The 20,700-nt window shown below is 36.0% G+C and carries 27 protein-coding genes; 16 read left to right on the top strand and 11 right to left on the bottom strand.

Annotated elements, in window-relative coordinates:
* The first annotated feature begins 8 nt into the window (after positions 1 to 8).
* The 10 genes from ACZ430_RS07855 to ACZ430_RS07810 are packed head-to-tail and all read left to right on the top strand — an operon-like array spanning position 9 to position 9,051.
* A complete protein-coding gene (locus ACZ430_RS07855) occupies positions 9 to 1,154 on the top strand; it encodes a 1-deoxy-D-xylulose-5-phosphate reductoisomerase (RefSeq protein ID WP_464910505.1) in 1,146 nt (381 codons plus the stop codon).
* Positions 1,151 to 2,224, top strand: coding sequence for an RIP metalloprotease RseP (gene rseP, locus ACZ430_RS07850; RefSeq protein ID WP_464910504.1), 1,074 nt, complete (start codon positions 1,151 to 1,153; stop codon positions 2,222 to 2,224). The genes ACZ430_RS07855 and rseP overlap by 4 nt, the downstream gene beginning before the upstream one ends.
* Positions 2,221 to 2,631 (top strand): NUDIX hydrolase, encoded by a 411-nt coding sequence (locus ACZ430_RS07845; RefSeq protein WP_297209103.1) that lies wholly within the window; start codon positions 2,221 to 2,223, stop codon positions 2,629 to 2,631. The genes rseP and ACZ430_RS07845 overlap by 4 nt, the downstream gene beginning before the upstream one ends.
* Entirely contained in the window at positions 2,624 to 3,622 is a 999-nt protein-coding gene (gene rfaE2, locus ACZ430_RS07840; protein ID WP_297209105.1) for a D-glycero-beta-D-manno-heptose 1-phosphate adenylyltransferase, read from the top strand. Before ACZ430_RS07845 ends, rfaE2 begins: the two co-directional genes overlap by 8 nt.
* A complete protein-coding gene (pgsA, locus tag ACZ430_RS07835; RefSeq protein ID WP_297209108.1) occupies positions 3,603 to 4,139 on the top strand; it encodes a CDP-diacylglycerol--glycerol-3-phosphate 3-phosphatidyltransferase in 537 nt (178 codons plus the stop codon). Before rfaE2 ends, pgsA begins: the two co-directional genes overlap by 20 nt.
* Entirely contained in the window at positions 4,136 to 4,726 is a 591-nt protein-coding gene (plsY, locus tag ACZ430_RS07830) for a glycerol-3-phosphate 1-O-acyltransferase PlsY (protein ID WP_297209111.1), read from the top strand. The genes pgsA and plsY overlap by 4 nt, the downstream gene beginning before the upstream one ends.
* The gene (queC, locus tag ACZ430_RS07825) at positions 4,723 to 5,397 is read left to right on the top strand and encodes a 7-cyano-7-deazaguanine synthase QueC (RefSeq protein WP_297209114.1); all 675 of its coding nucleotides are present in this window, start codon (positions 4,723 to 4,725) and stop codon (positions 5,395 to 5,397) included. The genes plsY and queC overlap by 4 nt, the downstream gene beginning before the upstream one ends.
* Positions 5,394 to 6,101, top strand: a complete 708-nt coding sequence (locus ACZ430_RS07820; protein ID WP_297209117.1) for a lysophospholipid acyltransferase family protein — start codon at positions 5,394 to 5,396, stop codon at positions 6,099 to 6,101. Before queC ends, ACZ430_RS07820 begins: the two co-directional genes overlap by 4 nt.
* Before the next feature lie 2 nt (positions 6,102 to 6,103).
* Positions 6,104 to 7,366 carry an endonuclease Q family protein gene (locus ACZ430_RS07815; protein WP_297209120.1) on the top strand — a complete coding sequence of 421 codons (1,263 nt, stop codon included), beginning with the start codon at positions 6,104 to 6,106 and terminating at the stop codon, positions 7,364 to 7,366.
* A gap of 23 nt (positions 7,367 to 7,389) precedes the next feature.
* Positions 7,390 to 9,051, top strand: a complete 1,662-nt coding sequence (locus tag ACZ430_RS07810; RefSeq protein ID WP_464910503.1) for an ATP-dependent helicase — start codon at positions 7,390 to 7,392, stop codon at positions 9,049 to 9,051.
* Positions 9,052 to 9,114: 63 nt separating this feature from the next.
* Here the strand turns inward: ACZ430_RS07810 and ACZ430_RS07805 are convergent, their stop codons facing one another.
* Together ACZ430_RS07805 and bioD are read right to left on the bottom strand one after the other, a co-directional pair.
* Positions 9,115 to 9,699, bottom strand: coding sequence for a DJ-1/PfpI family protein (locus ACZ430_RS07805; RefSeq protein WP_339944284.1), 585 nt, complete (start codon positions 9,697 to 9,699; stop codon positions 9,115 to 9,117).
* Between the two features lie 24 nt (positions 9,700 to 9,723).
* The gene (gene bioD, locus ACZ430_RS07800; protein ID WP_464910502.1) at positions 9,724 to 10,446 is read right to left on the bottom strand and encodes a dethiobiotin synthase; all 723 of its coding nucleotides are present in this window, start codon (positions 10,444 to 10,446) and stop codon (positions 9,724 to 9,726) included.
* A 140-nt stretch (positions 10,447 to 10,586) separates the two neighbouring features.
* Here bioD and ACZ430_RS07795 point away from each other — a divergent pair, with 140 nt between their 5' ends.
* Together ACZ430_RS07795 and ACZ430_RS07790 are read left to right on the top strand one after the other, a co-directional pair.
* Complete coding sequence (locus ACZ430_RS07795; RefSeq protein WP_297209133.1) at positions 10,587 to 11,150, top strand: hypothetical protein; 564 nt, start codon at positions 10,587 to 10,589, stop codon at positions 11,148 to 11,150.
* Positions 11,137 to 11,790 (top strand): HAD-IA family hydrolase, encoded by a 654-nt coding sequence (locus ACZ430_RS07790; protein ID WP_464910501.1) that lies wholly within the window; start codon positions 11,137 to 11,139, stop codon positions 11,788 to 11,790. The genes ACZ430_RS07795 and ACZ430_RS07790 overlap by 14 nt, the downstream gene beginning before the upstream one ends.
* A 2-nt stretch (positions 11,791 to 11,792) precedes the next feature.
* On the opposite strand, the gene ACZ430_RS07785 is transcribed toward ACZ430_RS07790, so the two are convergent.
* From ACZ430_RS07785 to rpmB, 6 genes are read right to left on the bottom strand one after another with little or no spacing between them, the layout of a single operon-like run.
* Positions 11,793 to 12,164, bottom strand: a complete 372-nt coding sequence (locus ACZ430_RS07785; RefSeq protein ID WP_339944277.1) for a DVU0772 family protein — start codon at positions 12,162 to 12,164, stop codon at positions 11,793 to 11,795.
* 1 nt (position 12,165) lies between these two features.
* Complete coding sequence (locus ACZ430_RS07780; RefSeq protein ID WP_339944275.1) at positions 12,166 to 12,492, bottom strand: ferredoxin-thioredoxin reductase catalytic domain-containing protein; 327 nt, start codon at positions 12,490 to 12,492, stop codon at positions 12,166 to 12,168.
* On the bottom strand, positions 12,492 to 12,740 hold the full coding sequence (locus ACZ430_RS07775; protein WP_297209143.1) for a glutaredoxin family protein: 249 nt from the start codon (positions 12,738 to 12,740) through the stop codon (positions 12,492 to 12,494). The genes ACZ430_RS07780 and ACZ430_RS07775 overlap by 1 nt, the downstream gene beginning before the upstream one ends.
* Entirely contained in the window at positions 12,733 to 13,083 is a 351-nt protein-coding gene (locus ACZ430_RS07770) for a hypothetical protein (protein WP_464910500.1), read from the bottom strand. Before ACZ430_RS07770 ends, ACZ430_RS07775 begins: the two co-directional genes overlap by 8 nt.
* Positions 13,070 to 13,540, bottom strand: a complete 471-nt coding sequence (locus ACZ430_RS07765; RefSeq protein ID WP_464910499.1) for a DciA family protein — start codon at positions 13,538 to 13,540, stop codon at positions 13,070 to 13,072. The genes ACZ430_RS07770 and ACZ430_RS07765 overlap by 14 nt, the downstream gene beginning before the upstream one ends.
* Positions 13,541 to 13,545: 5 nt before the next feature.
* The gene (gene rpmB / locus ACZ430_RS07760; RefSeq protein WP_366934784.1) at positions 13,546 to 13,737 is read right to left on the bottom strand and encodes a 50S ribosomal protein L28; all 192 of its coding nucleotides are present in this window, start codon (positions 13,735 to 13,737) and stop codon (positions 13,546 to 13,548) included.
* A 79-nt stretch (positions 13,738 to 13,816) separates the two neighbouring features.
* On the opposite strand from rpmB, the gene infB reads away from it, so the two are divergent.
* The 4 genes from infB to ACZ430_RS07740 are packed head-to-tail and all read left to right on the top strand — an operon-like array spanning position 13,817 to position 18,245.
* Positions 13,817 to 16,132, top strand: coding sequence for a translation initiation factor IF-2 (gene infB / locus ACZ430_RS07755; protein WP_339944269.1), 2,316 nt, complete (start codon positions 13,817 to 13,819; stop codon positions 16,130 to 16,132).
* A 1-nt stretch (position 16,133) separates the two neighbouring features.
* On the top strand, positions 16,134 to 16,490 hold the full coding sequence (rbfA, locus tag ACZ430_RS07750; protein ID WP_297209157.1) for a 30S ribosome-binding factor RbfA: 357 nt from the start codon (positions 16,134 to 16,136) through the stop codon (positions 16,488 to 16,490).
* Complete coding sequence (locus ACZ430_RS07745) at positions 16,487 to 17,467, top strand: DHH family phosphoesterase (protein ID WP_297209160.1); 981 nt, start codon at positions 16,487 to 16,489, stop codon at positions 17,465 to 17,467. Before rbfA ends, ACZ430_RS07745 begins: the two co-directional genes overlap by 4 nt.
* A 13-nt stretch (positions 17,468 to 17,480) precedes the next feature.
* The gene (locus ACZ430_RS07740) at positions 17,481 to 18,245 is read left to right on the top strand and encodes a ParA family protein (RefSeq protein ID WP_297209163.1); all 765 of its coding nucleotides are present in this window, start codon (positions 17,481 to 17,483) and stop codon (positions 18,243 to 18,245) included.
* Here the strand turns inward: ACZ430_RS07740 and uvrC are convergent.
* The 3 genes from uvrC to gatC are packed head-to-tail and all read right to left on the bottom strand — an operon-like array spanning position 18,229 to position 20,700.
* Complete coding sequence (uvrC, locus tag ACZ430_RS07735) at positions 18,229 to 20,001, bottom strand: excinuclease ABC subunit UvrC (protein WP_297209166.1); 1,773 nt, start codon at positions 19,999 to 20,001, stop codon at positions 18,229 to 18,231. The two genes, ACZ430_RS07740 and uvrC, sit on opposite strands and share 17 nt — an antisense overlap.
* Positions 20,002 to 20,015: 14 nt before the next feature.
* The gene (panD, locus tag ACZ430_RS07730) at positions 20,016 to 20,393 is read right to left on the bottom strand and encodes an aspartate 1-decarboxylase (protein ID WP_297209169.1); all 378 of its coding nucleotides are present in this window, start codon (positions 20,391 to 20,393) and stop codon (positions 20,016 to 20,018) included.
* A gap of 19 nt (positions 20,394 to 20,412) precedes the next feature.
* The gene (gatC, locus tag ACZ430_RS07725; protein WP_297209173.1) at positions 20,413 to 20,700 is read right to left on the bottom strand and encodes an Asp-tRNA(Asn)/Glu-tRNA(Gln) amidotransferase subunit GatC; all 288 of its coding nucleotides are present in this window, start codon (positions 20,698 to 20,700) and stop codon (positions 20,413 to 20,415) included.

Raw genomic sequence — 20,700 nt, 5'->3', positions numbered from 1 at the left:
AGGGAAGTTTGAAGAATGTTGTAATACTGGGAAGCACTGGTTCAATAGGCAGAAATGCATTGGAAGTAATAAAAAATTTTCAAAACAGATTTAAGGTCTTAGGACTTGCGGCAAAAAGTAACATTACTATGCTTGAGAAGCAGATAAGAGAGTTTTCACCATCTTTTGTAGCTGTGGCTGATGAAGAAAAATCAAACCTACTCAAAGAAAAGTTCAAAGGAATAGAGATAATAGCAGGTATTGAAGGAGTGTGCGAACTTGCAAAATTAAAAGAAGCCGACATTGTAATATCAGCAATTGTCGGAGCCGCAGGTCTACTCCCTACTCTTGAAGCTGTAAAAGCAGGTAAAACTCTGGGTCTTGCTAACAAGGAAAGCCTTGTTTTAGCTGGTGAGTTAATAAAAAAAGAAGCTAAAAAAAGTGGAGCAAAGATAATTCCTGTTGATAGCGAACACAGTGCGGTCTTTCAGTGCATAAATGGCTGTAACAAACCCTATATAAAAAAAATATGGCTTACCGCTTCTGGAGGGCCTTTCAGGGGAATGAAAAAGTATCAGATGGAACATGTAACAGTTCAAGAGGCGCTAAATCATCCTAAATGGAAAATGGGGAAGAGAATAACAATAGATTCGGCTACACTAATGAATAAAGGCTTCGAAGTCATTGAAGCTCATCACCTTTTTGATATTGCCGTAGACAATATTGGCGTTCTAATCCATCCGCAAAGCATTGTTCACTGTTTAGTTGAATTCATTGATGGAACTTATCTTGCCCAGATAAGCAATCCCGATATGAAAGCTCCTATTGCTCTGGCTCTATCGCTTCCTGAAAGACTATCGGACATAATAAAACCAATAGATTGGTCAATTACAAACGAGTTAAAGTTTGAACTTCCAGACACAGAGGCTTTTCCCTGCCTTAGACTTGCCTATGAAGCAATAAAAATTGGAGGCACTATGCCTGCGGTTTTAAATGCCGCAGATGAAATCGCTGTTGAAGCTTTTCTTGAAGGAAAGTTAAAATTTAATGACATACACTTAATTATTAAAAAAGTGATGGATGCCCACTCAGTTTCACCAGCAGAAAATATTGATGAAATTCTTAAGGCTGATAGTTGGGCAAGAAAATTTGCAAAAAAGGAGATAGAGGGATGAATCTTATTTATGCAATAATTCTCTTCGGTTTTTTGATATTCATTCATGAGTTAGGTCATTTTCTTGCTGCTAAACTCAGTGGCGTAAGAGTTCTCAAGTTTTCAATAGGCTTTGGACCGCGGATACTTGGTAAGAAAATCGGCGATACAGAGTATCTTTTAAGCGCCGTACCTCTCGGTGGTTACGTAAAAATGTATGGTGAAGAGGTTGGTGATGAGATAATTGAAGAAAAAAGGTCATTTAAGCATCAGCCAGTTTATAAAAAAATTTTCATAGTTCTGGCAGGCCCCCTTTTTAATATTATTGGAGCAGTATTTTTGTTTTGGATAGTTTTTGTCTATGGAATACCTGTTCTTAAACCGGTAATTGGAGAGGTAATGGAGAAATCACCTGCTTATATGGCAGGATTACAGAAAGGAGATAGGATAGTTGAGATTAATGAACAAAAAATAACTAATTGGTTTGATATGGCTCAACAAATCCAGCAGAATCCGGGAAAAGACCTAAAATTCAAAGTAGAAAATAGTGGACAAGTGAGAGAGATAATTATCAAACCTGAAGGCAAAGAAACGAAGAATCTTTTTGGCGAAAAAATATATGTAGGACAGATAGGAATTAAACCAGCCGAAGAATTTTTTATCCAGAAGGAAGAACCGCTTAGTGCCTTAAAAAAATCTTTAGATAAATGCTATGAAATTGTTGAACTAACCTATCTTACGGTAGTTAAGATAATACAAAGAGTTGTATCTACGGAAGTTATAGGAGGCCCTATCCTCATATTTCAGGCAGCAGGCAAAACCGCAGAACAGGGCTTGATTAGTTTCCTAAGTTTTGCTGCCATAATCAGCATAAATCTCGGCATTTTAAATCTTTTACCCATTCCTGTATTGGACGGTGGACATATAATGTTTTTCCTGATTGAAGCTATAAGAAGAAAACCTTTAAGTGAGAAAGTTATTGCCATATCGCAAAAAATCGGTATAATCTTTCTGATTGCCCTGATGATGCTTGCATTTTATAATGATATTGTTAGACTTTTAAATCCCGGGAAAATGCCTTTCGGAAAATGAAAAGAGCTTTTTCTGCAGGAGGAGTAGTATACAAGTTCGAAAATGAAAAATTAAAAGTGCTATTGATTTCTGTAAAGAACAATAAAGTTTGGGCTCTTCCAAAAGGACTTGTAGAGAAAGATGAAAAGCCTGAACAAACAGCCTTGAGAGAGATTAAAGAGGAGACAGGTGTTGATGGTAAAATTAAAGATACCATAGGAGAGGTTTCATACTGGTTTTATCTAAACGATGAAAAATACTTTAAAACAGTAAAATACTATCTGGTTGAATACGTTTCAGGACATATAAATCCTGATGATGAAGTGGATTCTGCTAAATGGTTTAGCCCTCAAGAGGCTATTGAGAGATTAACTTACGGAAGTGATAAAGAAATTTTAAAAAAAGCATTGGAGAAGATAGGTGCATAAAATATTGAATAGAGGCGAATTAAAGAAAAAACTGAATGAACTTAAAGCAAAGGGACAGAAAATCGTATTCACCAATGGCTGCTTTGATATAATCCATGCAGGTCACATAAGATATCTAAGAGAGGCGAAAAAACTTGGTGATATTCTTGTAGTAGGACTAAACTCAGACAGTTCTGTAAAAAAGCTCAAACCCCTTAGACCTATAAATTCTGAAAAAGAAAGAGCCGAAGTCCTTGCATCTCTTGAAATGGTTGACTTTGTGACAGTATTCCACGAAGAAACTCCTTACAAACTAATAAAACTCCTTAATCCACATGTGCTCGTAAAGGGAGGAGACTGGAAGATTAAAGACATTGTAGGAGCTGATATTGTGCCTGAGGTTTACAGTTTGCCATATGTAGAAGGTTTTTCTACCTCAGGCATAATAGAGAGAATTCTTAATAAATACAACAAGCCAAGACAGGAAGACAACATACTCAAAAAAGCAAAAAAAGTGAAGTTTCTCTTTCTGGATGTAGATGGCGTATTAACCAGTGGAGGAATAATACTTGACAATGAAAACAATGAGTTAAAAATTTTCAATGTAAGAGATGGACACGGTCTTGTTATGTTAAATAAATCGGGAATAAATATAGCCGTTATCACAGGCAGAAAATCAAGAGCATTGGAAAGAAGAATGAAAGAACTGGGAATATCAGAAGTCTATCAAGGAGCAAGAGAAAAACTTAGAATTTTCGAAGAGATATTGAAAAAATACGGTTTAAAAAAGCAAGAAGTTGCAGCAATGGGAGACGATATAATTGATTTATCCATTCTAACCAGAGTGGGTTTTTCTGCGTCACCACAGGATGCTCATGAAGTAGTTAAAAGCAATGTTGATTATGTTACGAAAAACAAGGCAGGCGATGGAGCAGTAAGAGAGCTCTGCGATCTAATTCTTCAAGCAAAAGGACTTCTGGACAACTTCGTAGATGAATATAAAAACCTTTAATCTTCCAACATCCCTAACATTAATACGTATTCTCATTATCCCACTTTTTTTAATAAAAGCTCCATCTAATCCTCAATTCGGAGCTTTTCTGTTTTTCATAGCTTCGGTAACAGATTTTCTTGACGGTTATCTGGCAAGAAGATTCAAACAGATAACGAAAATTGGTATTATTTTAGACCCTATTGCCGATAAACTTCTGGTTATAACTGCTGTTGTAGTACTCGTTGACCTTGTAAGAGTACCTGCATGGATAGCAACAGTAATAATATTGAGAGAATTTATGATAACAACTTTACGTTTTTATGCTCTATCAAAAGGAGTTGTTATACCTGCAGAAAAAGCTGGCAAAGCAAAGACAGTAATGCAAATGACTTCTATCCTGCTTCTACTAATAGCAGATGAGATTTTAGGAGTCGATTTATATGACGTTGGCATTGTTCTTCTATACGTATCAACATTTTTAGCTATTTATTCTGCAATAGGCTATGTATGGCATTTCTGGAGGAATTTGAAATGAATATAATAGTAAGCATTTTTGCATTTATCTTCGGCTCTATTCCTTGGGGATTTATAATTGGAAAACTAAAAGGTATTGATTTAAGAAAAACAGGAAGTGGAAACATCGGGACTACTAATGTCCTTAGAGTAATCGGTAAAAAAGAGGCTTTAGCTACATTACTTCTTGATATATCTAAGGGTTTCATTCCTGTCATGCTTTTAAGATTATTTTATGAAGAAAGCAATATGCTACTGCTCGGTTTTACAGGCATTGCTGCTATACTTGGACACTGTTTCACTCCTTTTTTGAAATTTAAAGGTGGCAAGGGAGTTGCAACTTCTGTAGGTGTTATTCTGGCTTTTAGCCCTCTCGCTGGATTGACTACAGTAATCATCTGGCTATCTACCTTCGCTGTCTTTCGCATTTCCTCTTTGAGTGCTTTAGTGGCTTTTGGAGTGCTTCCTCTTGTTACTATGATATTAAGATATCCCGATGAAGTAACGGTTTTTGCTTTTATCATAACAGCTATTATCTATTTAAGACATCTTTCAAACATTAAAAGATTACTGAAAGGAACTGAGACAAAGATAGGTGATAAAAAATGAAAAAAGCAATAGTGCTACTTAGCGGAGGTATTGACTCTTCAACTACCTTAGCCATTGCTAAAGAAGAGGGATATGAATGCTATGCCCTTTCCTTTGATTACGGACAACGACATAAGATTGAACTCATAAGTGCTAAAAGAGTTGCTAAGTTCATAGGTGTAAAGGAGCATCTTATTGTCTCCTTTGATATGCGTCAGATTGGAGGTTCAGCTCTCACAACGGACATACCTGTTCCAGAAGGTGAAGTTGAAGGCATACCAGTTACTTATGTACCTGCAAGAAACACAATTTTTCTTAGCTTCGCTCTTTCATGGGCAGAAGTTCTTTTGTGTCCTACCATATTTATTGGTGCCAATGTAGTAGACTACTCGGGATATCCAGACTGTAGACCCGAATATCTGAAGGCCTTTGAAACAATGGCTAATCTTGCTACTAAAGTAGCTGTAGAGGGTAAAATAAAATTTAAAGTAGAAGCACCCCTTCTTTATATGACAAAGGCCGATATTATTAAAAAAGGTTTACAACTCAGATTTGATTACTCTCTCACATGGAGCTGTTACAATCCGCAAGGAGAATTAAAAAATCCTGTTCCTTGTCTAAAATGCCCAAGTTGTCAATACAGACTTAAAGGTTTTGAGGAAGCAGGAATAGGAGACCCTCTAATAAAATGATTACCCTAAGACTACACAGCAACGTCATAAAAAAAATAATACTTAGTGCAATAAAAGCAAGAAAAGGAGAATACACTTACGAAGAGCTTGTTTTAGATGGCTTAAAAATTCTTCAGATGATGCGTAATGTCGGTTGCAGAATAACCGTTGAAGGCATTGAAAATCTACAAAATCTTAAGCCTCCTTGCGTTTTTATAGCAAATCACATGAGCACCCTTGAAACGCTGGTTTTACCTGGTGTCATTGGAAAGGAATTTAGAGTAACCTTTGTTGTAAAAGAATCTCTCCTTAAGTATCCATTTTTCGGTAAAATTCTTTCAGCTCTAAAACCCATTCCTGTAAGCAGAAAAAATCCTAAAGAAGACTACAGGGTTGTAATGCAGGAAGGAGTTAAAAGACTTAAAGAAGGAATCTCTGTTATTGTCTTTCCTCAGGCAACAAGAGAACTTATCTTTGACCCTGCTAAATTTAACACTCTCGGCATTAAGCTTGCCCAAAAAGCCTCTGTTGCTGCTGTTCCTGTGGCTTTAAGAACTGACGCATGGGGAGTTGGCAGGATAGTAAAGGATTTTGGTAAAATTGACCCTACAAAGCCCATATGCTTTTTTATAGGCAAACCTGTAATAATTGAAGACAGAGGAGTTAAAGAACACTTACAGATAATTGAATTCATAGAAGCCTCCCTTAGAAAATGTTATAATTAACTATGTTTTACGCAGACCTGCACATCCATTCAAAATTCTCAAGAGCCACAAGCAAAGATATGAACCTTGAGAATATAGAACAATGGTCACAAATAAAAGGTATTAAATTAATTGGAACTGGCGATTTTACTCATCCCGAATGGATAAGGGAGATTGAAAATAAACTCAATGAAGCAGGAAACGGACTTTTTACCCTTAAAAGTAAATACAGGCTAAATCTTCCAGAAGCTTGTCAAAATGAAGTTTTTTTTATCCTATCTTCTGAAATTAGTTGCATATATCAGAAAAACGGAAAACTTCGAAAAATCCATCTTTTGCTTCTTACTCCGTCATTAAAGAATGTCTACAAAATTAACCATGCTCTAAATCAGATAGGGAGTCTCTTATCTGATGGAAGACCTATTCTGGGAGTAGATGCGAAGGAACTGATGAAAATAGTTTTAGAGCTGAGTCCTGAAACATTAATTATACCCGCCCATGCATGGACTCCTCATTTTTCAATTTTTGGCTCCCAATCTGGCTTTGATAGCATTGAAGAATGTTTTGAAGAACTAACCCCCTATGTGTATGCTATAGAAACGGGATTAAGCTCAGACCCTCCCATGAACTGGCGATTAAGTAAACTTGACGGTTTGGTTTTAATTTCGAACTCAGATGCCCATTCACCTGCAAAGATAGGAAGAGAAGCAAATGTGTTTGACACGGAGATAAATTACAATTCCATAGCAGAAGCAATAAAGACCGGCAAGGGATTTATTGGCACTGTAGAGTTTTTCCCTGAAGAAGGGAAATATCATTATGACGGACATAGAACATGCGGAATAAGACTTTCGCCTAAAGAGACAATAAAAAGGAATTATCTTTGCCCTGTCTGTGGTAAAAAAGTTACTGTCGGTGTAATGCATAGGGTTGAGTTACTGGCAGACCGTGAAGAAGGTTTTAAACCGCTGCAGGCACGTCCCTACTTCTCAATAATTCCTCTTCCAGAAATTATAGGAGAGCTTAAGAAAACATCGGCACAGAGCAAGACCGTCTTAGAACATTACTCAAAAGCCATTCATTCACTCGGTAGTGAATATGATATACTTCTAAAAAAAGATGTAAGGGAAATTGAAAAATTTGATGCATCCCTTGCAGAGGCAATTGAAAGAATGAGAAAAGGTGAAATAATCGTAGAACCCGGTTATGATGGAGAATACGGAAAAGTAAAAATTTTTGGAGAAGCAGTTGAAACAACTATCAAAGGTCAGTCACTTCTTTTTTAGATTGATTTAAAAGAAAAAATCGGATGGATTTAAATAGAAACCAAAAAGTAGCTGTAGAAAGTTCTGATAGATACCTATGTGTATTAGCCGGTCCGGGAACAGGTAAAACTCTCACTATAACGGCAAAGATAATTCATCTTTTGCAAAATGGTTTATCCCCAGAAGAAATTGCAGCATTAACATTTACTCAAAAAGCAGCCATTGAGATGAGAGAAAGAGTCATAAAGCATGTTAAAAAAGAAGAGCTCCCATTTATCGGGACTTTTCATCTTCTGTGTATAAGACTTCTCCGAGAGTTTCTTCCCTGTGAAAATAGAAATTTTAAGTTATGCACAAGAATTAAACAAAAAGAGATTATTAGAGAATTAGGCGAAAAGAATGCCGAAAAAACTATTGACAGAATATCAAAATTTAAAAACAGAGGAATTCCTCTTGATGATAAGACTATGGCTATCTATGAAAAATATGAAGAGAAAAAAAAGGCACTAAACCTCTTTGATTTCGATGACCTCTTAACTAAAACACAAGAAATGCTTAAGGAAGGCAAAATTCCTCCCCTTTTCAATCATATAGTTGTTGATGAATTTCAGGATATAAACAAAATTCAGTATGAAATAATCAAAGGACTTCTCAGAAAGGATGGTTCTTTTTCAGTTTTCGGAGACCCAGACCAAGCTATATATTCATTCAGAGGTTCTGAGATAGACCTCTTTTTAAATTTACCTACCGACTTTAAAAATCTGACTCTATTAAATCTGTCTCTCAATTATCGTTCTCAAGCAAACATTATAAACGCCTCTAATCATTTCATAACAGTGAACACCAAAAGATTTTCAAAAAAAATTGAGCCCACTAAAGAGTCCTCCCATCCAATAGTTTTAATTGAGGTAGAAGACGAATTTGAAGAAGCTCGGGTAATCGTGGAGGCTATAAAATCAAAAGTTGGAGCTGTTGATTTTACTGACTTATACAGAAATAAAGATGAAACCTCATATACCTATGGCAATTTCGCTGTTCTTGCAAGAACAAATAGACAGCTGAAAATAATAAATGACAAGCTTTTAAGTGAGGGAATACCTGTTAAAACAATTAAAAAAGATATAGAACCCTGGATAGAATCTTTTATAAAAAATCTCTCCGAGCAAATAAAAAGAAAAGAAATAACAAAAAAGCTTTTTGAGGCCGCTCCCCTTTATGAGTTTCTCAATTCAACCGATTTACTTAGAAAGTTAGAGCCTTACGAGATTTCCCTTGTCAGTAACATAGCAAAAAGTTATAGAAAGGGAACATTAATCGAACAAATACAGGCTTTCATAGACGAGCTTTCGGGGCTTACATCTATTGACCTTTTTCCAGAAAAGTTGAACGCTGTGAGTCTTCTGACCCTTCATGGTTCTAAAGGGCTTGAATTTCCTGTTGTTTTTATTGTTGGAACAGAAGAAGGGCTCATTCCATACACACTTTCAACAGAGTGGGATATTGAAGAAGAAAGACGACTGTTCTATGTGGGAATGACAAGGGCAATGGATGAATTGATAATACTGCATGCAAGAAGTAGATTCATTAACGGAAAAAAACTAAATCTTCCACCTTCTTCTTTCATAAAAGAACTTCCCCAAGAGAATCTTAAGAAGAAAAAAATCTCCCGAAAAGATAATATTCCCTCTCAAAAAGGACTATTTTGAAAAATTATGTAATCCTATCGCAAGGGATTTAATCGTTCCTTTAATACTCTGCAAAAAATTCTTTTAAGCTTCTATTTTTGTTCCAAGAAGTTCCAAAAATTTCTTCATCCACTCTGGATGGGCAGGCCATGCAGGTGCCGTAACAATATTGCCATCTACACAGGCATTCGAGTAAGTAGCGTTAACCTCGCACCATTTGCCTCCTGCAAGCAAAATTTCTGCTTTTACTGCTGGATAGGCAGTGAGAGTTCTCCCACCTATTATGTTTGCCGCTGTGAGAAGTTGAATTCCGTGACATATGGCTGCAACAGGCTTTCCAGATTCGACAAAGTGTTTTACAATGGCAATCACTTTCTCATTAAGCCTGAGATATTCCGGCGCTCTTCCGCCTGGGATGACAAGGCCGTCATATTTTGCAGGGTCGATTTTATCAAAATCAGCATTTATCATGAAATTATGGCCTCTCTTTTCTGTATAGGTCTGGTCACCTTCAAAGTCATGTACCGCTGTTTTTACTGTTTCTCCTGCTTTCTTTCCAGGACACACGGCGTGAACAGTATGTCCTACCATCTTGAGCATCTGAAAGGGAACCATTGCTTCATAATCCTCAACAAAATCGCCTACAATCATTAAAATCTTCTTGGCCATTGCAAACCTCCTTTTTATTTAAAATCATCCCGATATTAGGGACTCAATATCAAGATTTTTAATTGCCGTCTCGCCTATTGTATCTTTATTTAAATCACTTAAATAGGGCATGATGCCTAAAAAGGGTATGTCAAGTAATTCTCTTAGGGCTTCGGGATTCGTTTTTTCAGCTATATCATTTTTTGCAGGTTCAGAAAAATTAATGATATATCCCTTTATAGGAATTTTTTTGCTTTTTAGTGCTTCAATTGTAAGAATTGTGTGATTTAATGTGCCAAGAGTGGGTTTAGTTATGATTATTGCGGATAATCCTAATTCTTTAATCAAATCCCTAACAAAGTAAAAAGTTGCTTTCTTCTTTTCTTCTTTTCTGAGTGGAACCATCAATCCTCCTACGCCTTCCACAACAATGAAGTCATATTTTTTCCTAAGAGCATCAAAAGCTTTAAAAACTCTATCTATTTCTACTTCTAAATTCTCCAGCTTTGCAGCAACGAAGGGACTCAAAGGATTCTCAAATCTAAGAGGAGTTATTAAGTCTATGGAATCACTCATTTCAGCCATGTCTCTCAAAAACATGCCATCGGTTGGTAGGAGTATTCCATCTTTATTAAGACAGCCCGTTTCAATTGCCTTCATTGCTCCGACTTTTAAACCTTTTTTTATAAAACTTCTGAGTATTGCTGCTGTTACAATAGTTTTACCTACGCCTGTATCTGTGCCAGTTATAAAATATCCACCTTTCATTGCCTATCCTCCTTATTGTTAGATAATTAGACCTCTCACAATAAAAATTCACCCTACTGTTTATGCACTCTATAAAGCAAATATATCGTTATATGGTATAATGTTGTATAGATTAAAGGCAAGCTCATAAGGAGGAAGTGGTGATAAGATTTGAAGAATTACAAATGAGGATAATGGATGCCGCTAAGAATTATATGGATGTATATGACATGGCAACTTTGGTGGAGCAATATTCTCTTAACAAGGAAAGTAGATTGTCAATGACATTACCTGAAATTAAGCCTCCCTATCCGATAACTGCTACTGTCTCATTTTCCTATGATGTTCAACAAACAAGCACTTCTATCTATTTTGAAGAAGAGGACGATGAAATAGATGAGGCTATAGAGCTGGACATAATTATAAGCCTTCCTTTTATGGAGGGCTACAATGAAATGGTAGACCTTTATGAAGAAATTGCAAATGAATACAGCGAACTTGAACCTGTTCTTGTTAAAAAGGAGTTTTACAGGAAAGACTTAGTTGATGCAGAGGAATATGAAATTGCCTATTCTTATGTCATTGGCGGAGAAGAGCTAAAAGATTTACAGGTTTATGAAGACATATTTTTTGAATTGAGCAACATTCTTCGCATGATTTATGAGAGAACCAAATTTTTTATTGATATGTCTTGGTATAGAGAGCACGAAGATGATAGCCTTTGATGAAATATCTACAATTCTGCTTGATATGGATGGGACTATCCTTGATAAATATTTTGACGATTATTTTTGGGAGATATTCTTACCTGAAAGATATGCAGAAAAAGAAGACTTAAGCTTCTCTGAAGCTCAAAAAATTCTATTTAACATGTATAAAGCAGAAGAAGGCACTCTTAACTGGACTGACATTGACTTCTGGAGCTTAAAGACAGGAATTGATATCTTTACTCTAAAAAAACAGCTCACTCACCTTATAAAACCTCACCCCGATGCAGAGGATTTTTTAAATTTTATTAGCTCTAATGGAAAGAAAGTCTATCTTGTAACAAACGCACACAATAAAGTTATGAATTTAAAATTAGAGAAAACCGGCTTTGCCAGGTATTTTCATAAAACATTTACATCCTTTGACATAGGATATCCAAAAGAAAGACTTGAATTCTGGCATAAACTAAAGGAGTGTATTGATTTTGAACCAGAAAAAACGGTTTTCGTTGATGATACAGAAGAGATTCTGCACAGAGCAAAATCTTTTGGAATAAAGATGCCCATTTTACGAGGACTATCAAGTTCCAGAAGTGAACCCAGAAAATCTAATAATTTTTTAACAATAAACAGTTTCAAAGAAATTATAAAAAGCTGAGCTTATAATATTCCCAATTCCTTTTTAAGCCAATTTTTTATCTTTTCATTTATGGGACACATACCAAATTTAATGTAAGTTTTATTCTCCTCTAAGGCTTCTTTAAGCATTTCCTCGGGAATATGCTCAATTTTAGCAATGGTTTCGCCAAAACAATTTGCTTTATGCATCATGAGAAAAAGCTCTGGCTTTTTACCTGATGTCTCTATGTAGAATACATAGCCTTTTACAGGTTTTTTACATACTATATCGTCGCCCTCCTTGGTAATAACGGGCTCCATAACCTTTGTTGGATTAACATCCCACAGTATGTTACTGATATAGTATGGTTCTTTTTTAATATCCTCGAAAGTAAGTAACTCTTCCCAAATCATTTTAAAGAACCTCCTTTTTTCTTCGCTCTGGAACTATAGTGTTCGGAACTCTTCCTTCATTAAAATCTTTTGATACGTAAAGTCCACAGTAACATCTACCATAATCTCTGATATCAAGCTCGCTGTAAATACACGGGCAGATTATATCCTTATCTTTTTCTTTATCACCACTTGCAAGTCTACAGGGACAGCTTCTATAACCGTAACGATTTTCATTCTTAATGAGACCTTCGATTAGGTCAAAAACCAACTTTTTATCTCTGTTTAGCTCTATTCCTTTTGAATTGGCAAACTTACTTAAAATTTCATAAAGTTTCTCTCGGTCCATCATATTTCAAGCAACTTCTTCAAAGCTTCTTCTTCATATCCAACCACTGCCTTTTCAACTACTATTGTTGGAAAGGTTTCCTGAGGATTGATTTTTCTCAACTCTTTGAGAGCAACCCACTGTTCACCACTGTCAAGAGTGTCAACATCTATGGTTTCATATTCAATATTATGACTTCTAAGAAACTCTTTCAGCCTCTTACAGGCTGGACAGGTGCTGAGGGAGTAAACTCTGATTTTCCTATGCATGACCTGCTCTCCCATCTTTATTAAAAGTCTTATTGAGCGTCAATTCAATATCTTCGAGCATCTCAAAATTAGCAGTTCTTATTCTCTCAACAGAGATACCGAGCATTTTAGCAAGTTCCTCAAAGGGTATTTTTGAAACATAACATAGTTCGGCTATTAAAATTTTTAAAGCATCATCTTCTATGAGAGCTTTTAGGTTTTTATCTGTTACCTCAACGCTGTCAATGGCATCCTGAAAAAGCATTCCTTTTTTAATATTTTGTAGAATTTCTTCCATTGCTTTCTGGTATATTCTGCTTTCCTCTTCAGAGTATTCCTTATAGACAAAATCAAGCTCTTCCATTTTTTTCTCCTTTACTTAAACTGTTTATACACTTAAAATGCTTAGTAAGCAAACTCTCCATCGTGTTTTTTATTTCTTCATCACCTACCCTGCTGAGAGTTTCCTTAATCCACCTCAACTGTTCAGCGGAGATACTACAACTGCACTCCACTCTTCTTTTTTTATCTGTTCTGTTATGGTTGTAGATTTTGCCAAACTTAAAAGTCACATTTTTAATTCCATAAGGTTGAAGAGACTTCAAAAAATCTTCCTTCAAGAATTCCAGCTCATTCAACCATGCATTTGAATTAACTGTCACTGAAAGAGTCCCTTCCTTTAAATCCCGAGGGAAAGTCCGTTCACTCAAAGGAGAACCAAAAATTTCATGCCATTTCTTTCTAAGAAATTTCAATTTTATGGCATTTTCAATCCCTAAGCTGCTTATTACATGAGGTATAATACAACTAAGCTTTTCCATTTAGGCTAAACAGCTTTTTTTACAAAGCCCGAACGGAGACATCTTGTGCATACATGAACTCTTTGAGGGCCTTTTTCTGTGATAATCTTCATTCTTTGAAGATTAGGGAAAAAATATCTCCTTGTTTTGTTATTTGCATGACTTACGTTGTTACCGAGTGTTTTCTTTTTACCACAGACATAACAGCTTGCCATCAGTTCCTCCTTCAATTTGCATATACTTATATTTTTATGATAACATTTTATTGATTTGTAGACAAGGAGGACAGACTGTTCTATGTCAGATAAAGCACTCAGAAGCATTGAATTAGCCAAAGAACTTGGAGTTAAACCCTTAGAAATAGTTAAATTCATCGAAAAACACAGAAATGTTCAGTTCAAAAAAGGAACAACAAACATAAAGGTTGAACCAGAGGAAGTTGAAAAAATAAGAGAGTTCTTTAGAAAAGAAGAGAAAAAAACTGAAATAAAGGAAAAAGAACCAAAAGAACAAATAAAAACAAAGGAAGGAGAGGGACAGAAGATAGAACCACCAGTTGAAAATAGAATAAAAGAAGAAATAAGAGATGAAAGAACACAACCTGAAAAAATCGAACCACCAACAACCAAAATAATTGAAGAAGAAATAAGAGATGAAGAAGACCTTTCGCTTCCAGGAAGATTTAGAAGAGAGATATCCTTTGAAAAGATTGAAAAAATAAAACCTAAGCCAATTTCATCAAAAATCCCTCCTAAAAAAATTGAGCCTAAAAAATGGTTAGACCTAAAAGAACAGAAAAAAGCTAAAGACAAAAACAAAAAAGAGGAAGCAACTCCTTTACCTACAACTGCTCCAAGAAAAAAATCAATAAAAATAGAAGAGGGTACTACGGTAAAAGAGTTTGCCGAACTTATTGGACAAAAAGTTCCCGATGTGATTAAGAAATTTATGGAACTGGGCTACATGCCAACAATAAATCAACCCGTTGACCCTGATGCTGCTCAGATTGTAGCTGAAAGTTTTGGTATAAAAATTGAATTATCGCAAGTTCAGGAGGTTGATGTTATAGAAGAGGTTGAAGATGCTCCTGAAACTCTCCAACCACGACCTCCAATAGTAACTGTAATGGGTCATGTTGACCATGGTAAAACGTCTTTACTTGATGCTATTAGAAAAACAAAGGTAACTGAACAGGAAGCAGGTGGAATTACCCAACACATCGGTGCTTATAAAGTAACTCTTCAAGGCAAGGATATAACTTTTCTGGATACTCCTGGTCACGAAGCCTTTACTGCTCTCAGGGCAAGAGGAGCAAAGGTTACAGACATTGTTGTTTTAGTGGTGGCTGCAGATGACGGAGTAATGCCCCAGACCATTGAGGCCATAAATCATGCAAAGGCTGCTCAAGTTCCCATTGTTGTTGCTGTAAATAAAATAGATAAACCAGAGGCAAATCCTCAAAGAGTTAGGACTCAATTAAGTGAATATGGAGTAATTCCTGAGGAATGGGGTGGACAGAACATATTTGTTGACATATCTGCTAAGAAAGGCATGGGAATTGAAAATCTGCTTGAAATGATACTACTGCAAGCAGAAATTATGGAACTCAAAGCCAATCCTGACAAACCAGCAAGAGGCACTATTATTGAATCTCGTCTCGACAAAGGAAGAGGGCCTGTTGCAACAGTAATAGTGCAAAGCGGAACTCTAAAGGTTGGAGATGCCTTTGTAGCAGGAACAACACACGGTAAAGTAAGGGCATTAATTGACGATACAGGAAAAAGAATTAACGAAGCTCCTCCCTCTACTCCTGTTGAAGTAGTAGGATTTGAGGAAGTTCCTCAAGCAGGTGACATTTTTACGGTTGTGGAAGATGAAAAAACAGCTCGTAATATAGCAAATCTCAGAGCTCAAAAAAAGAGACTTGCTGAGATGCAGAGAACACAAAAACTTACATTGCAAGACCTCTATGACAAAATTAAAGAAGGTGAAGTCAAAGAACTAAATCTAATTATAAAAGGCGATGTTCAGGGTTCTGTCGAGGCTCTTAGAAAAGCCGTAGAGGATATAATTCATCCAGAAGTTAAGGTGAAGGTCATTCATACAGCCGTAGGTGGTATTACAGAAAGTGATGTCAATCTTGCAGCAACAGCTAATGCAATCATCATAGGGTTCAATGTAAGACCCGAAACAAAAGCACAGGAATTGGCAGAACAACTTGGGGTGGATATAAAGCTGTACAGCATAATCTATGAAGTCATAGAAGATGTAAAGAAAGCTCTCACTGGAATGTTAACTCCTGAGGTAAAAGAGAAAATTTTAGGAAGGGCAGAGGTAAGAGCCGTATTCAAAATCTCAAAGGTTGGAACTGTAGCAGGTTGTTATGTTCTTAATGGAACTATATCAAGAGCAAGCGATGGAATAAGAATTATAAGAGACAACATAGTGATATATGAGGGCAAAATTAGCTCTCTCAAAAGATTTAAAGAAGATGTCAGGGAAGTTCAGGCAGGTTATGAGTGTGGTCTTACAATAGATAATTTTAATGACATAAGAGAGGGTGATATTCTCGAAAATTATATTTTAGAGAAAATACCTGTCAAAGGCTTATAAAATGCATCCCTACAAAAGGTCAAAAAGGCTCGGCGTACTTCTAAGGGAAGAGGTAGCAGATATTATTCTAAACAAAATAAAAGACCCCCGACTTGGGTTTATAACAGTAACAGATGTAGAACTCTCCGATGACTTGAGAAACGCAAAGGTCTTCGTATCCGTGCTTAAAGAAGAAGAGAGAACCCAATCTCTTCAGATTTTAAATGAAGCAAAGGGATTTGTAAGAAACGAGATTGCAAAAAGATTAAGGATAAAAATTATACCGACCTTTGAATTTCTTATTGATGAGTCAATTGAACATGGGTTCAAGATTGACAAATTACTAAAGGAGATAAAAAAGAATTCGGAGGATATTTGATACCACCGAAGGAACTAATTGAGATAATTACGGAAAAAAATAACTTCTTGATACTTACTCATTCAACTCCCGATGGAGATGCCTTTGGCTCAGCATTAGCCTTAAAGTTTTCACTTAATCTTTTGTCAAAGCGGGCCGAAGTTTATACGGAAATGCCCATTCCAGCTCAATATAAATTCTTGCCGGGAATTAATGAAATAAAAGACTTAGTTGAGCTTTCTCCAGATAAATTTGAAGTGTTAATCTTGGTAGACTGCCATGAACCCTCAAGAGTAAACAACAATGAAGAATTAATAAGCAAAATAACTAAATTCTCAGGCATAAAAGTTATAATCGACCATCATCTTGAAAGAAAAAACAGTGATTTCCATGCTATAAAATGGATTTCTCCCCATGAGGCTGCTACAGGAATGATGGTATATGAACTAATAAAAAAATTGAATATTCCTATTAACGCTTCTATTGCTACATTGCTTTATTCTGCTTTAATAGTAGATACCGGTAATTTTCAGTTTGACAATACAACAGAAAAGGAGTTACGTATTGCCTATGAACTTGTAAAAGCCGGGGCTAAGCCATCTTTTATATATCAAAATCTATTTGAAGGCTGGACTACAAATAGATTAAAGCTCTTCATAAAAATGCTCGATAAAACTGAAATTATCCCTCCTTTTATAATAGGCCATTTACGAAAAAAAGATTTTGAAGAGACAAATACGATTGAGGCTGACACAGAAAGATTTGTTGAATTTTTGAGAATACTAAAAGATATAAGTATCTCCGTCCTATTCAGAGAAATAGAGGAAGGATTTTTTAAAGTCAGTCTTCGTTCAAAGGGAAGCTTAGATGTATCAGTCATTGCACAAAGCTTTGGTGGAGGTGGGCACAAAAACGCTGCTGGTTACAGAATAAGGGCAACCTACGAAGAGGCAAGGGACAAACTGATAGAATCCGTAAAAAACAACAAAATGCTATGATAGGTAACCTTTAATGGGAAAAATCATAGCAGTAGCAAGCCAAAAAGGCGGAGTTGGAAAAACAACTACTGCCATCAATCTTTCTGCCTGCCTTGCTGTAAAGGGAAAAAAAGTTTTGGTCATAGACTCAGACCCTCAGGCCAGTCTTAGTTTTGGCTTGGGAATAAGAAGAAATGGAGAAAAGATAAAGGGACTATACGAATACTACACAGAGAGAGCAGAACTTGAGGAAGTTCTTATTGAATGCATCGATAATCTCTTTGTTATTCCAACCCGAATAGACCTTTTTATGGCAGAATTAGAAGTATTTGAAACAGAGGAGAGGGAAAAAAAGCTTCGAGTGCTTCTTGAGCCCTGTCGTGAAATTTTTGACTACATCTTTATAGACTGTCCTCCCTCATTTTCCTTTCTTACTCTCTGTGCTCTTGTTGCTGCTGATTCTGTAATAATCCCTGTTCAATGCGAACAGTTTGCATTAGAGGCTTTGAGAATTTTCATTAAACTTCTCTGGCGAATTAAAGGAAACTTTAATGAATCTCTCGAGTTAGAGGGGATTCTTCTTACCATGTTTAGCAAACATATAACTCTTAGCAGAACAACCGCTGAAGACATAAGAAAAGTTTTTCGAACTAAGACTTTTGAGACAGTGATACCAAGAAATATAGCTCTCGCTGAAAGCTCTATACATGGTATCCCTGCAATTTTCTATGCGCCTGAGGCAGCAGGAACAATTGCCTACAAAGAACTTGCATTAGAGTTTCTCAAAAGTAATCCTTAAGGCTTGCTAAAATTTTTTCTGCCAATTTAATTGAAAATCCTGGAAGAGAGGCAATTTCCTCTGCTGTAGCAGCTTTTATTCTCTTAATACTTCCGAAGTGTTTAAGAAGGGCAAGCCTTCTTTTTTTGCCTACTCCCTCAATTTTTTCTAAAACCGACTCAAAGGAAGCTTTTTTTCTAAGCTTTTTATGATAAGTAATGGCAAATCTGTGCGCTTCATCTCTTATTCTCTTTAGCAGTAGAGACGATGCTTTCTTATCTTCAAGAGAGATTTCATCACCTTCAGGCATTATCAGTCTGTCTGGATTTTTGGCAAGGGCAAATATATTAATATCTTTAAGCTCTTCCATTACTTTCATTGCAACGTTTAGCTGTCCTTTTCCTCCATCTATAAGAACTATATCTGGTCTTGGTATTCCTTCGGGTGAATCAAATCTATTAACTGTTCTCTCTACCAGTTCTCTCATTGAAGAGTAGTCGTCGATTCCATTGACCTCTCTGATTTTTAAATGCCTGTAATATTCTTTCTTAAACTCCCCATTTTCCCAATAGACAAAACTCCCTACTGAATTAGAACCAAAGAGAGTTGAGATATCAAAAGCTCCTATTCTTAAGGGAACTCTCTCGAGCTTAAGTCTCTTCTTTAAATCATCCAAGATAAATTCTACATTTTTTCTATTTGCTCTCAAATACTCTTTAGCATTTGCAAGGGACATCTCAAGAACAGCCTTTTCTTCATCTGTCTTCGGTTGTCTTATGGTTAGTTGCTCTCCCCTTTTATTTTTGAGCCATTCTATTATTCCTGATAGGTCTTCAGGCGTATTCTCAATTATAACTGTCTTGGGAGGAATGAGAGATTCAACAGAATATAAGGATTGAACAACTGACCTAATAAGTTCTTCCCAAGTTTCATAGAAGGCTTTTTTAATCATATAGTTTTTTGAGCCTACGAGTAGTCCATTTCTTACAAAGAGGACATTCACTGAAATTTCAGAATCCTCTGAGTAGACTCCTACAAAATCAATGTTGTCAAGATTCACAGATACAACTCTTTGCTGTTCAAATATTCTTTCAAGCCTTCTTATCTGGTCTCTTATTTTAGCAGCTTCTTCAAATTTCATTTCATTACTTAATTCCTTCATCCTCTCCTGAAGTCTGCCAATCAGCTCTGCTCCCTTGCCTTTCAGGAAAAGAATGACCTCCTCTACACCTCTCATGTAATCTTCCCTACTAATCTTATCAGCACAAGGAGCGGGACATCTTTTCATTTGATATTGAATACAGGGTCTTATAGTTTTATTTAATGAATATTTACAGGTTCTTATGGGAAAATTTTTTCTTATGAAAGATAAAGCCTCCCACATTGCCTGGGCAGGAACGTAAGGACCGAAGTAAAGATTACCATCCTTTTTTGGTTTTCTTACTACTTCAATCTTTGGCCATTTTTCTGTAAGGGTAATTTTAAGATAGGGATAGTTTTTATCATCTCTTAAAACTATGTTGTATGGAGGCTTATGCTGTTTTATTAGATTGGCTTCAAGGACAAGAGCTTCATATTCATTGGAGGTTATTATAAATGAAAACTCTTTTACCTGCTCAACCATCTTGGTCTTTCTTGGTTCGAGTTCGGATGACTGAAAATAGCTTTTTAGACGATTCCTAAGATTTTTTGCCTTTCCTATGTAAAGAATTTTATCTTTCCTGTCTTTGAAAATATATACGCCTGGTGATGAGGGTATGTTATTTAATTCAAACATAGGTGGTATAAAAATTATATTATCTCACAACTTCCTTGATATATCTTTTGCGGGTTGTTATATTCATCAAGAATTATTATTTTAGGTCTATGCTGGGATATTTCTTCCTCCCCTATGTAGCCGTAGGAAAAAATAACAATTCTGTCATTTACAGAAGCCTTTTTTGCTGCAGGACCGTTCAATCCTATTGTTCGTGAGCCTCGAGGAGCTGCAATTACGTAAGTATCAAACCTCTCTCCATTATTCATGTTACTTATCCATACCCTTTCATAAGGCAGAATACCTGCAAGCTCTAAAAGTTCAATATCAATGCTGATTGAACCCTCATAAAAGAGATTTGCCTCTGTTACTTTTGCCATGTGTAGTTTAGCCCTGAGAAAACTTCTTAACATATATCTCTCCAGTTATACACTATTCAATTATCTTTGGAACTCTGAAAAACTTATCCGTAGAGTCAGGAGCATTTCGTAATGCCTCTTCTCTTGAAAGAGACGATTTAACTACATCCTCTCTAAAAACATTATTTAAAGATAAAACATGAGAGGTAGGCTCTACACCCTCCGTATTTACCTCATTAAGCTTATCCACATAATCAAGTATTCTACTTAATTGTTCTCCGTAGAGCTCTATTTCTTTTTCCTGAAATTCCAACCTACTTAGCATGGCTATGTGCTTTACCATTTCTTTAGATATTTTCAT

The sequence above is a fragment of the Thermodesulfovibrio sp. TK500a genome (genome assembly GCF_055381765.1).
The sequence above is the reverse complement of the archived record's forward strand: the minus strand, read 5'-3'. Positions and strand labels throughout refer to the sequence as shown.

What these genes read in the sequence shown, in the direction of transcription:
- ACZ430_RS07740 (WP_297209163.1), top strand. Translation starts at nt 17,481, where the DNA reads ATGGGAAAAATCATAGCAGTAGCAAGCCAAAAAGGCGGAGTTGGAAAA.
- ACZ430_RS07785 (WP_339944277.1), bottom strand. Translation starts at nt 12,164, where the DNA reads ATGATTTGGGAAGAGTTACTTACTTTCGAGGATATTAAAAAAGAACCA.
- uvrC (WP_297209166.1), bottom strand. Translation starts at nt 20,001, where the DNA reads ATGTTTGAATTAAATAACATACCCTCATCACCAGGCGTATATATTTTC.
- ACZ430_RS07770 (WP_464910500.1), bottom strand. Translation starts at nt 13,083, where the DNA reads ATGGAAGAGCTTGATTTTGTCTATAAGGAATACTCTGAAGAGGAAAGC.
- ACZ430_RS07810 (WP_464910503.1), top strand. Translation starts at nt 7,390, where the DNA reads ATGGATTTAAATAGAAACCAAAAAGTAGCTGTAGAAAGTTCTGATAGA.
- ACZ430_RS07815 (WP_297209120.1), top strand. Translation starts at nt 6,104, where the DNA reads ATGTTTTACGCAGACCTGCACATCCATTCAAAATTCTCAAGAGCCACA.
- ACZ430_RS07780 (WP_339944275.1), bottom strand. Translation starts at nt 12,492, where the DNA reads ATGGACCGAGAGAAACTTTATGAAATTTTAAGTAAGTTTGCCAATTCA.
- plsY (WP_297209111.1), top strand. Translation starts at nt 4,136, where the DNA reads ATGAATATAATAGTAAGCATTTTTGCATTTATCTTCGGCTCTATTCCT.
- ACZ430_RS07765 (WP_464910499.1), bottom strand. Translation starts at nt 13,540, where the DNA reads ATGGAAAAGCTTAGTTGTATTATACCTCATGTAATAAGCAGCTTAGGG.
- queC (WP_297209114.1), top strand. Translation starts at nt 4,723, where the DNA reads ATGAAAAAAGCAATAGTGCTACTTAGCGGAGGTATTGACTCTTCAACT.
- infB (WP_339944269.1), top strand. Translation starts at nt 13,817, where the DNA reads ATGTCAGATAAAGCACTCAGAAGCATTGAATTAGCCAAAGAACTTGGA.
- panD (WP_297209169.1), bottom strand. Translation starts at nt 20,393, where the DNA reads ATGTTAAGAAGTTTTCTCAGGGCTAAACTACACATGGCAAAAGTAACA.
- ACZ430_RS07775 (WP_297209143.1), bottom strand. Translation starts at nt 12,740, where the DNA reads ATGCATAGGAAAATCAGAGTTTACTCCCTCAGCACCTGTCCAGCCTGT.
- ACZ430_RS07805 (WP_339944284.1), bottom strand. Translation starts at nt 9,699, where the DNA reads ATGGCCAAGAAGATTTTAATGATTGTAGGCGATTTTGTTGAGGATTAT.
- ACZ430_RS07790 (WP_464910501.1), top strand. Translation starts at nt 11,137, where the DNA reads ATGATAGCCTTTGATGAAATATCTACAATTCTGCTTGATATGGATGGG.
- rbfA (WP_297209157.1), top strand. Translation starts at nt 16,134, where the DNA reads ATGCATCCCTACAAAAGGTCAAAAAGGCTCGGCGTACTTCTAAGGGAA.
- ACZ430_RS07820 (WP_297209117.1), top strand. Translation starts at nt 5,394, where the DNA reads ATGATTACCCTAAGACTACACAGCAACGTCATAAAAAAAATAATACTT.
- gatC (WP_297209173.1), bottom strand. Translation starts at nt 20,700, where the DNA reads ATGAAAATATCTAAAGAAATGGTAAAGCACATAGCCATGCTAAGTAGG.
- pgsA (WP_297209108.1), top strand. Translation starts at nt 3,603, where the DNA reads ATGAATATAAAAACCTTTAATCTTCCAACATCCCTAACATTAATACGT.
- rseP (WP_464910504.1), top strand. Translation starts at nt 1,151, where the DNA reads ATGAATCTTATTTATGCAATAATTCTCTTCGGTTTTTTGATATTCATT.
- ACZ430_RS07845 (WP_297209103.1), top strand. Translation starts at nt 2,221, where the DNA reads ATGAAAAGAGCTTTTTCTGCAGGAGGAGTAGTATACAAGTTCGAAAAT.
- bioD (WP_464910502.1), bottom strand. Translation starts at nt 10,446, where the DNA reads ATGAAAGGTGGATATTTTATAACTGGCACAGATACAGGCGTAGGTAAA.